A 10,471-nucleotide genomic window follows, 5' to 3' on the forward strand; every position below is an offset into this window, starting at 1 on the left:
GAGCTGGCTAGGCTACCTCGTCACGTCGAAACTGCCGTGGGTGTCTGTGGACAGAACATGACACGGGAGTGCGAGAGGAAGATGACCTATCTGTCTTCGAGGTCAGTCTCCCTGCCGCACCCCTTTCGTGCCACCCAAACACCCCCGACAGGAGGTGTTTGAACCAGAGGTGGTTCTGCACGGGATATTCGCTTCGTGTGCCTACTTGATGGACCCGCACCCATCCCGGAACACAAACCGGAGAAGTCGCGGTGTGTGTCAAGAAGGTCAGTAGCCGGTCTATCGGAGCCGGGAACTACTGACGACTTGGCTCGGGCTTACGCCGAGTTCAGGTCCACGATGGCGGTTCCGTCGTCGGTGTGACCTGTGACGAAGGAGTTTGACTCTTCCTCACTGGCACCGTCTTCGGGAGCCGCCTCCTCGAGCGTCGCGGCATGGTCGTCGCACGTCTGCGCCTTTCCACCCATGTGCGCGACGACGGAAGCGCGCTTCGTCGGGTGAGTGAATTCACAACCCTCCACGGGGCACTCGTAGTCGTCATCGGCGTTGCGAAGGACGAGACGGGACTGCCACTCGGGGTGATTCGAGGGAGCCGCGTCGAGGTCGACAACCTCCACGCCGCCGTTCGTCGCACCCGTTGAGATGCCACCGTTGGCCAGCGCGACCGGCGAGGGCATGTCCTCGTCGAAGTACCGGTTCCGAAGCGAGCGCACTTTCGCCTTCATCCGCTTGCCCCACCCGTGAGTGTGCGTCACGGGAGAGTCGAAGTCCACGGGCTCGTCCTTCTCGGTATCCCACTCAACCACGCGAATCGCCGTGTTGTCCTCGTTGGGGTCGAGGGTGATACCGGAGAAGACGCGCACTTCGTGGTCATCAGGCGCGTGAGGGTGATGACCGACCACGCCGACGATCTCGTCGATACCGCCGAGGTCGTCAGGTGACGCGTGAATCGTCACGTCCGCACCGGGGTCGATCTCCTCGTCGCTGACACGGGGGAGGTCGGCCTCGAGATGGCCGAGGGTGAGAGCGAAGTCGTCAGGCGAGATGTCCACGGAGTTGTCGTCGAGAATCTCACTCGGCTCTTGGGTCGTGGAGTACCGCTCACCCACCGTGTCGCGACCGACGGTGTCCTCGGGGTACACGTCTTCGGCCCACTCCGGGATGGGGTGAGTCCACCCCATCGGGGGGCGCTGCTCGGCCAGCGGGACGGACATCCGCGTGTTCTTGTCTTCCTCGGGCGGGCCACGACGGAGTGACGCACCCGGACGGCGGTAGCGCTTGTTCGGAAGCCGCGTCACGTCGTCATCCTCGATCGTCCCACCCACGCCGGGCGCGACATCATCGGAGGCGATGCGCTGCTTGCCATCGTTCTGGCCGGTCAACTTGCCCCACGCGTCCCGGAACGTCATCATCGGGCCATCGCTTTCCACGAGGCGGTCGATGGTCGTGTCACCCGTCGCCGCGAGGGTGAGGTCGCCACGGAACTCACCGGGCTTGGGGTTCGAGATGAACAGCACGTCTCCCACGCTGGCCATCGTCTCGATCTGGGACTTCCGCCAGACAGTCAACTTCACCTCGCCGCCCATCTGACCGGGCTCGGCCACGTTGGGTGCGACGTCCTCGAGGTAGAGGATCTGCTGTTGACTGTCCGGGTGATTCGGGACGTACGCCTTCGTGACACGCGCCATCACCGTGCAGCCGGGCCACCCACCGTCGATCTGGGCGAACGACTGCGTTGCGTCTCCGTGCCAGAGTTCCTCCATCGCCGGCTCGAAGGCCCGAATCGGGTCACGCTCGTGGGCAAGCGCGCTCTCGTACGCCTCCCGGATGTGCGCGACTCTGGGCACGCCGAGAGCCGTGCTCTCCGCCGAGTGGGGAATCGAGCCATCGCGAGCGACGAACGCGCCGGAGTCCTCACTCGCCGGGTGGGGCTCACCCGCTTCGAGTTCATCGCTGTAGTCCGCGTAGTAGGTCTCCTCGGCCGACAGTCCCGACGCCTCGGCATTCCGGTCGAACAGCCGCATGACTCCCGTTTCGATCGAGTCAAGGAGATTCCGGGACATCAGGTACTTCTCTGCCTGCTCTCGCGCCCACTCGATATGGTCGTCCGGGATGGGGGCGACCGGGTCCGCCGCGACCTCGATGGTCGTCGTGTCCTTGTAGCCCTCGTAGGTCTTCTTGCCAGCCGGCACCTCGACCTCCTTCGTCTCGGGACTCCACGAACCCCACTTGGGGTAGAAGCCACCGAGCGGGCGGGGACGCATGAAGTCACGGTCGAACGGCCGGTGATCCGGAGCGCGCTGGGTAGCCTGCTTCGAAACGCGAGTCCGGTTGCCGCTATTGTTGAAGAACTCGAAGTTCGGCTGCATGCCGTTCGTGATGTTCGCTTCAGCGACCTCCTCGCGCGACTGCTGCGCTCTCCGCGCCGCGCACTCCATGGTGTACTCACGAACCTCCTCGACAGCGTCCATCATCGACATCGCCTCGACCTGTTCGTCGCCGGTCTCGCCGAGGATGCCCTCGACGTCCGTGAGAGTGTCTTCGTCGGCCTCATCCCACAGCGTCATCACGTTGGAATCCTCGTTGATGGACTCGCCGTCTTCGGGCTCGTAGTGTTCGTGGACCTCTTCGCGACCCGGAAGTTGGGCCCGGCGCTCCGCTTCAGCCTGCTTCTCGGCGGTCGCCGCTTCGAGCCGCGCGACGCCCGACCCCGACAGTTCGACACCGTCGCCTGCCAGTTCGCGCTCCATCAGCTGCCAGTCCGGGATGTGGTACGTCCATCCCGAGCCGACGGTCGCGCCCATCCCGTCAGGGGTGTTCGTGTAGTTGCCTTTCTTGATGGCGCGGACGCCCTGCTTGACCGGCTGTCCATCGGCGGTCTCACCGACCTTCATATCGGTGTTCGCACTGAGCGTGGACTGCGTCCGGGAGACGATGTTCTCGTAGCCGACCGGCGCCGGACCCCACGAGGGATGCCACGCCGTCGCGTTCATCGCCATCTCGAAGGTGTTCGGCATGGAGCCGAATTCGTAGGCGGCGTTTTCGTTCCGCTCGGGCGACGGGCTTTCCGTCTCCGGCGTCGTCTCTTCGCCCATCGCGACCGCGACTTCCGTCTGCTGGCCTGCCTGCTCTTCTTCACCGCCAACCGCGGTGACGCCCTCGTCTTCCGTCGTGAGGGACGTCGTGTACTTGGTAGTCTGCTCTTCCGTCTGCTGCTGGGTGTTTCCACTCATAGTTAACAACTCGGTCGGGTCACCCCCTCGGGGGAAACCCTCGTCTCCGGATGAGGGCAATAATGTTGCCCTACGACCATCCCGCCACACAATCCACGTTGCGGTGAGTCTTCTCCAGTGACTCACTGAGGGTGGCAGGGGACTCAGACAACCCCCGAAGGTCAGTCATTACGGCAAAATAAATGCGGTACGGTGGTGCTGTCTAGAAAATCTGCCTCGTGACAGTGAAGGGTGAGTGGTTGTTGTTGGTCGCTGTACTATCGTTGTGTTGCGGTAGGTGAGACTAGTGGGATAATCGGATGGTCGCTTAGTCTGAGCTCGAATCGAGTTGGTCGTAGGCGTCGTTGACGAGCTGAAGGGCCTCGTCACGGGCGAGGTCGTCGGAGACACGCTCAACTACCACCTTACGCAACTCTTTGCGAGTGGCCTGCTTCTGGGCGACGTGGTCCGCGTTCGCATGCTTGTGGACACTCGAGAGGAGAAATGCGATCGCAGAGACAACGATCTCGCGGTGAGCTTCTCGACAGTAGTAGACATCGGAGGAAGTCTCGCGGAGGCATAGTGCATCATGGATGTACAGATTCGAGTATATCTCGTCTTGGCTTGCAGAGTGACCGCTGGTGGTCTTTCCGTACCCTGTCGGATCTGCTTCGAACCAACTATCGAAAGTTGAGGCGAGCTGTGACAGTGTCCGGTCGATAGCTGCGTGAGGGGTGATCGGTGTCTGCGGGTCTGGTTCTTCACCAGCATGGGAGTGCTCGAAGAAGAGAGCATGCCGGACATCGGAAACGACCACACTGGCCATGAAGACCTCGCCGCGATGTTCGAAGCCGTTGTACTCCGAGAGATCGTCGATGCCAGTCAGCTCTGCAACTGGTTCCGGAACGGTGAAGTCCTCGATTGACTGGCTGTACTCCGTTTCTGACTCGTGGGAACCATTGTGGGGAGTGAATTCCTGATGGGCTGTTTTCGCTGACATAGGGTTATCGGCCACCCCCTCGGGGGAAGCCTCGCCTATCAGGGTTCGATAAACGCGGTCGGGTCGTGTGAGAACGGAAAACTGGAGTGAGTTGTGTAGTTGTACTACGGTCTTGTTGCGTCGCCAGCAAAGGGTGAGACAAATGGCGACACATGCCCGGCGGTCTCGTCCGTGGGCGCAACGCGCGAGGAGCGAAGCGACCGCGTGATGCGTCCGCGTGGGTGTTTCTGCGGTGCGGTACAACGAGACCGTGTCGCCGATCGGGAGAGCTCTGATGCGACGCAGGTTGCCGGTGGGAAGTGGCGACTCGAACTCGACCAGTGAGGTTGGTCGGGTGGGGAGTGATGTAGTAGGCTGTCGGTTGAGTTCGAGTCGTGACTTGCCACGAGGCAAGATCGTCGAGAAGGCCGACAAAGAGCGCAAAAAAAAGAGACCACCGACTCGAAGCAAGCTAGAGGTTGCCTCGGGCGATGAAAATGGCGACCGCCGACAGGACGACCTGTTTGAGGATGTTGAACAGGAGCGTTCCGTCAACAGCGAGCACCAGAACCCCCACAAGAAGTAGCCCGCAGAAGGCTACTTGATTGAGGAGATTCCAATTCAGTTGGACGACGATTCCGTCTTGACTCACCCCCGTTGATGAGGAAGTGAGACGGTTGTCTTCTTTCACGGCATCTCTGGCAGAAGGCCATAATGTAAATGATGACACAAACCACGGCAGAGAGTTGAGCTGTCGATATCCGTGGCCGAAGTCGCTGGTAGAATCCACGGCCACATTGTTGGGTTGTGATCTGTACTACGGTTGTGTTGTAGTGGTTTCAGGTAGCGCAAAAAAAGAGGCCGCCGACTAGGCCTACTGCCGGTGGCTCATCTGGTCGATGAGCTCGTCGACGGTCGCCTCGCCGAGGTCGGTCGTGACAGAGCCGTCGGTGACGGGACGACGGTGAGTGGACACCATGCCGGCAGGATTGTAGGTGGTGCGGCGGCTCATGCGTCCTCACCCTCGTTACCGAAGAAAGAGAATCGATTGCGAGCGTTGAAGGGACTGAACGACTGTGCTTTCTGCTCTTGCGTCGGCTCGACCTGCTGAGAGTTGTTTCGTTCCATGGTCGGAATCGGGCTTCCCTGTCGGGGGAAAACCCTCATCTCCGGCTGGGGGCCATAATGTTGTCTTCGACGGCCGGCCGAGGGGTCCACGGCTGTCGGTAGGAGTGCGGAACCGAGAGCTCCACTAAGAGCGATCGTGGAGTTGCGGGATGAGGCAGGCCAGCTGGCAGCGCAAAAAAAAGAGGCCGCCGGCTGGCCTCACTCCGTGCGGGGCTGGAAGCCGTCGGTGAACGAGCGGAACTCGTCGGCGTGAGCGACGAGCCACTCCTCCATGCTGTACGGGGCCTCAACGCTCTCGACCAGCGCGAGGTGGTCACCGTTCGGGAGCGTGTGGAAGTCGTCGTCGCCGTGACTGGCCGGTGCGCCGAGCGTACAGTCACTGTGGACCTCGCGAAGAGGCGTCCGGATGGCGTCCTCGGTGTCGTGGTAATCGCCGTGGGCCGGGACGACCATCCAGAGCTTGCTGTCGATCGCGTTGTAGTAGACCGCCACCCGGTCGTTCCGGATGCCGACGAGCGAGACGTGGCTGGTGGAGGTGGAAGCGCCACGGCCCTCGTGGATGGTGTCCGTCCGGGAGCGGAGAACCTCCGGGTAGTCGTCGACGCCGAACCACTCGCTGTCCGTCTCGAGGAAGCACTCCTCGCAGTTCGTGAATTCGCCAATCCAGTAGGCAGTCTTGTCACTCGGAATGACGTGACCGCAGTCGGCAGTGTAGTTGGTGTCGGTGCTGCTGTCGTGGGAGTCGGTGTTCGTCGTCATCGTTGTCGGTCAGGCCACCCCCTCGGGTAACCCTCATCTCCGGATGAGGGAAATAATGTTGCCTTGCGTCAACCGCCCGTTCCGGGGAGTGCGGGGAGTCGATCCCGTCGCGGGAGCGGGAGGCCGCGGCCCGCTGGGAACTGGGTCCGTGGGCGCAACGCGTGTGGAGCGAAGCGACCGCGTGATGCGTCCGCGTGGTCTGGCCGCGGCCGATAGCAGTGGGGGTGGCGGTCGTGCTGTTGCGGGGAGACCTTCTGCGGTAGAGCGGCGATAGGGCGTCGGCGAAAGAGGCAACCGTCCCGCAGGTGCTTCGAATCTGGCCCGGCGGTTGGGAAAGTGGCCGACGTCCCGTCGACGTGATTGAGTCCGCGTCGAGGCGTCCTCACCAGCGCAAAAAAAAGAGGCCGGCCGGCTGGCATCACACCGGCGGGCCGTAGAGGGCTTTGGCGAGGTCGTTGTCCTCGGAGGGCCACGCAACCGCCATCGAGATGAGCCACAGGAAGCTGAGTACCGCGATACCGACGATCCACACGCCGGTACCGAGGCTGACAAAGAAGCCCCACGCCAGTCCAAACTCGAATGGCGTTGCGAGCGCCCGGCGGGCCGTCCACCAGATCAGCCACGCACCGACGGCAGCCCCGGCCACGCCGATGGCAGTCGAGACCACGAGCATTACCGCTTGCCCGACGACTTGAAGCGGCGACAGATGCGAAGCAACTGTCAACAGCCGGCGGAGGCCGGGGTCGTTGTCTCTGTACACTTTCGCTGGAACGTAGTTTCTGTCCATGGTTCGTGGGCGTCTCCGAGGTCTCCGTCCCCTTCGGGGGCGAAACCCTCGTCTCCGGACGAGGGCAAACAATGTTGCCCTGCGTCGGCCGACTCGTCCCGGAGGTGGCTATCGCCCGAGCGCAAAAAAAGAGGCCGGCCGGCTGGATATCCTCACCCAGCGACGTAGACATCCCCGAAGCCGCAGTCGGGGCAGTCCACTTCGTAGTCGGGAGCCCGCTGTTCGTCCGCGGTGACCTCAAGCTGTGTGTCGCAGTCGGGACACGGGAGATCGAGACTGCCGACCGGCGTCGGTGCTGTTCATGATCAGAGTGCCTCGGTCTCAACGGTGAAGTCGTCAGGCGAGAGCTCCACGTCGTCGACGAGGTCGGCCACGATCTCGGCGGCCGCCTCGATAGCCTCCTTGACGTCGAACCCGAGTGTGGCCTCAATGACCTCGCCGTTGTGGACGACGGTCGCGACGACCGGCTGCTGGGTGTAGACGATCAGGTCTTCCTCGAGCGACTGGTACGGGCCCGCCGAGACGAACTGGCGGGTACACTCAAGCGAACAGAAGCCGACCGTCCCGTAGTCAGCGACCATCCCACGGGCGTCGCAGCCGAGGAGGAGTTTCAGCTGGTCGTCGACGTCGTCGTGACAGCCCTCACAGGCACACTCGATCTCGTCGTCAAGAGTAGTCGTCAGGATGAACTCGGACTGAGGCGTCGAACCGCGAAGTGTTTCGGTCATAGTGGTCGGTCGGGTCACCCCCTCGGGGGAAACCCTCGTCTCCGGATGAAGGCGATAATGTTTCTTGCTGGTCGCAGGAGAGTGTCAGCCGGGGATTCGAGTATCTCGGTGTTTTGTTGTGATCTGTACTACGGGCGAGTTGTGGTAGTGGTGAGTAGCGCAAAAAAAGAGGCAACAGGCTGGGAGAACGTTAGTCGTGGATGGTGCCGCAGTTGGCACACTCTATGGACGTCTGCCTGCCCGACGAGCCGGGGACGTTGAACCGGCTGGTCGGGACCTTGGCGATCGCAGGATTGTCACAACACGCGGTACGGCTGTCGTCGGAGTCGGTGTTCGTCGTCATGGTTGTCGGTCGGGTCACCCCCTCGGGGGAAACCCTCGTCTCCGGCTGGGGGAGATAATGTCACCAGCTGAAGCGAGGTCAGGACTCGGCCGTAGCCGGTGTCTTCGCCACCGTGCTGAACGGTGGGTTAGTAGTTGCTGCTAACGTCACAACCAGCCGTCCCATGGGGGCCACCACGAGTGGGGAGTCACAGAGAGTTTCCCCCACTGGTAACCCCCCGAGATCGACCCCGAACAAACCCGACTGATCGACCGTCTCCACTACCGGCTGGTTGCGGTTCCGTCATCTGCCGCAACAAACCCACCAGTCACCGGGCCATAGAGAGGGGGTCTCGACCCCCGCTGAGAAGCCGGTCAGAGGACCCGGCGTTTGCAGTCACTACACGCCACGTCACCACCACCAAGACGGGCGGCCGACTCACTCGAACAGAAGTCACAACCCTCCGATCCACTCCGGGCGTTCATCGACAACAGAGCGGCGAAGACGATGCCGACGAGCAGGGCGATTGCGGTGCCGAACGACGCGGTGAAAACGACGAGTGCGAGAAGCGTGTTCATCTTGGGAAACCTCACCGCTGGCCCGGCCATAATAATGCTATCACTGGGTTGGGGCCTGCCGCCACTCCGTCCGGATTGAGACGGTGTCGTCTCACCGTGTTGAGACAGAACGAGGCCCCACCGGAGGTGGGTGGCTCGTGGACGCCATCCTGTATACCAGATTGCTGAGAGATTTTCGGTGGGGATACTGGCGAGGACTCCCGCCAAGAGGGAGTCGTCGAGGTGGGGGCAACCCACCCAGCAGAACAGTGACCAGCTGTCCCTGAAGCGTGTCGGTCGCAACCACTGTTGGTGGGATGGACCCGACACCGTTCGGTCCCCGCCGGCTGTCAGGCTCGAAGCGGTCACCTGCCGTGTCTGTGGTGGTGGCGATCCGTCGCTGGTGACGGCCGACAGCGTCATCATCAGAATACTGAGGGGTCTGTCTCGCTGTGGATCCTGATCGTCGACACGGGCCAAGCGAATGCGGGGTCCAAAGCGGCGACTGGTCGCCGCGTCTGTGGCCTTGAGGAGAGGCGGTGTCGATGCCGACTGGTGACCACGTTGTGACCCTCGGTCAGGAGACGCCGGGAGTCGAGATCGACGAGTCGAGTCGCATCGACATGCCCACCCGGACGAGGGGATCAGCGAAGTCGGTCGCCGACGTCGGAGGTGAGAATTCCGCCGGGGTCGAAGCCGTTCCACACGGCGTGTGACCGTGGCGATGGTGACAGCCGGTCGGCGTCTGCGGTTGACTCGTCACCGACTGACTCATCAAGTTCCTGAAACAGTCACCACAGCCACGACTCGGCGGTGAGAGACTGGTCGACAGCCGATGTGTTGAGGGAGTCTCTCGTCTGTGGATCGAGGAGTAGGTCGACGACAGTCGACTGGTCCCCAAGGGGACTGTCCCGGTGGTGGTCATCGACCGTCAGGAGATGGGAAGTCTACCGAGACGATCGTGGTCGTCGAGACGACGAGTCGTGTTGCGTCTGGGGTCCACCTGACCCGTGGGGAGGTGTGCTGAGACTATTTCGAGATTCTGAGAGGATTTGTGAAACAGAGTGTGTCGATGAGGCGGTGGCAGTGCCGACCGCCGTGTAGTGGTGGCCCCGTCTTGCTGGCCGACTGCCTTCTGCGGTCAGTCTCGATCTCGGTGGTCAACCAGCTGGTGGTGCTTCTGTTTGAGACCCTGTCTCTTCATGTCCCCTTCAGGGGACTGCTGGGGTGATCCCGGTTGCCTGCTGTATCAGGCATCTTACTCTTGGCCTTCTGGCCTGAACACCCCCACCCAGAGGGGGTATATCGTACCTTTTCAACACGCAGCGGCTCAAATTGGGGGTGTTCTGAGAGGGTGAAAATAAGTCGGTCTCAGAAATTGGCTGAAACGGCTTTTTAGAACACGCTCAGGTATGCGAGCGAGTCATATTTGATTGAGCAGTGATTTTGGTGTGGTGACCCCCTGACCACCCGTCACGTCTTGCGGTTTTGGAGTGTGGTCAAGGGGGGTGGCTACAGCAGGGCAGATCTGACCCAAAATAGCCCCCCGTCTAGTTATTTTCACGTTTAGCCTTGGATCTATCCAGATCATTATGCTTTTGAGCGTAATAAACTCATGATAGGGTCAGCTAATACCCCCTGACCACCCGTCACGTCTTGCGATTTCAGATTGTGGTCAAGGGGGTAGTTTGCCAAACACTGAGACCCCCTGACCACCCACTACGTCCTATTATTTTCAGGTATTCTCAGAATCCCATATTTCTAACAAAGATGCCTGTAATTATTGGTGAGAGGGCGGCGGCGCAGATCGAACTATTTTTCGTCGGGTTTGGTGAAGATATCTACATGGAGCCTACCCCCCTGACCACCCGTCACGTCTTGCGGTTTTGGATTGTGGTCAAGGGGGGTATTCAGTGTGTATAGAAGTCAAAATCCGTGGCGATGTAACGGAGATCGGGTTTACAGATAGCACTGGATTCAGAATGGAGTGGATGGGTCC

At 61.4% G+C, this 10,471-nt stretch carries 10 protein-coding genes; 2 read left to right on the top strand and 8 right to left on the bottom strand.

All coding sequences use genetic code 11. The features are described from left to right. Nucleotides 1-317: 317 nt before the first annotated feature. The 6 genes from EXE48_RS12125 to EXE48_RS12145 all read right to left on the bottom strand — a co-directional run bounded on the left by EXE48_RS12125 (nucleotide 318) and on the right by EXE48_RS12145 (nucleotide 6,865). Entirely contained in the window at nucleotides 318-3,359 is a 3,042-nt protein-coding gene (locus EXE48_RS12125) for a single stranded DNA-binding domain-containing protein (RefSeq protein WP_137711595.1), read from the bottom strand. 181 nt (nucleotides 3,360-3,540) lie between these two features. Beyond that, nucleotides 3,541-4,212 carry a hypothetical protein gene (locus EXE48_RS12130; RefSeq protein WP_137711596.1) on the bottom strand — a complete coding sequence of 224 codons (672 nt, stop codon included), beginning with the start codon at nucleotides 4,210-4,212 and terminating at the stop codon, nucleotides 3,541-3,543. 451 nt (nucleotides 4,213-4,663) lie between these two features. Beyond that, nucleotides 4,664-4,882 (bottom strand): hypothetical protein, encoded by a 219-nt coding sequence (locus EXE48_RS12135; protein WP_137711597.1) that lies wholly within the window; start codon nucleotides 4,880-4,882, stop codon nucleotides 4,664-4,666. Between the two features lie 183 nt (nucleotides 4,883-5,065). Further along, nucleotides 5,066-5,203, bottom strand: coding sequence for a hypothetical protein (locus tag EXE48_RS18440; protein ID WP_158295122.1), 138 nt, complete (start codon nucleotides 5,201-5,203; stop codon nucleotides 5,066-5,068). 314 nt (nucleotides 5,204-5,517) lie between these two features. Further along, complete coding sequence (locus EXE48_RS12140; RefSeq protein ID WP_137711598.1) at nucleotides 5,518-6,078, bottom strand: hypothetical protein; 561 nt, start codon at nucleotides 6,076-6,078, stop codon at nucleotides 5,518-5,520. A gap of 418 nt (nucleotides 6,079-6,496) precedes the next feature. After that, entirely contained in the window at nucleotides 6,497-6,865 is a 369-nt protein-coding gene (locus EXE48_RS12145) for a hypothetical protein (RefSeq protein WP_137711599.1), read from the bottom strand. 5 nt (nucleotides 6,866-6,870) lie between these two features. Here EXE48_RS12145 and EXE48_RS12150 point away from each other — a divergent pair, with 5 nt between their 5' ends. Further along, the gene (locus EXE48_RS12150) at nucleotides 6,871-7,170 is read left to right on the top strand and encodes a hypothetical protein (protein ID WP_137711600.1); all 300 of its coding nucleotides are present in this window, start codon (nucleotides 6,871-6,873) and stop codon (nucleotides 7,168-7,170) included. On the opposite strand, the gene EXE48_RS18445 is transcribed toward EXE48_RS12150, so the two are convergent. Both EXE48_RS18445 and EXE48_RS12160 read right to left on the bottom strand, forming a co-directional pair. Then, nucleotides 7,171-7,593 (bottom strand): hypothetical protein, encoded by a 423-nt coding sequence (locus EXE48_RS18445; protein ID WP_158295123.1) that lies wholly within the window; start codon nucleotides 7,591-7,593, stop codon nucleotides 7,171-7,173. Between the two features lie 696 nt (nucleotides 7,594-8,289). Further along, the gene (locus EXE48_RS12160; RefSeq protein WP_137711601.1) at nucleotides 8,290-8,493 is read right to left on the bottom strand and encodes a hypothetical protein; all 204 of its coding nucleotides are present in this window, start codon (nucleotides 8,491-8,493) and stop codon (nucleotides 8,290-8,292) included. A gap of 524 nt (nucleotides 8,494-9,017) precedes the next feature. Between EXE48_RS12160 and EXE48_RS18450 the strand changes: the two genes are divergently transcribed. Beyond that, complete coding sequence (locus EXE48_RS18450; RefSeq protein WP_158295124.1) at nucleotides 9,018-9,188, top strand: hypothetical protein; 171 nt, start codon at nucleotides 9,018-9,020, stop codon at nucleotides 9,186-9,188. Nucleotides 9,189-10,471 lie beyond the last annotated feature (1,283 nt).

Origin of the sequence: Halorubrum sp. ASP1 (assembly GCF_005435135.1) — an archaeon.
Classification (GTDB): Archaea; Halobacteriota; Halobacteria; order Halobacteriales; family Haloferacaceae; genus Halorubrum; species Halorubrum tropicale.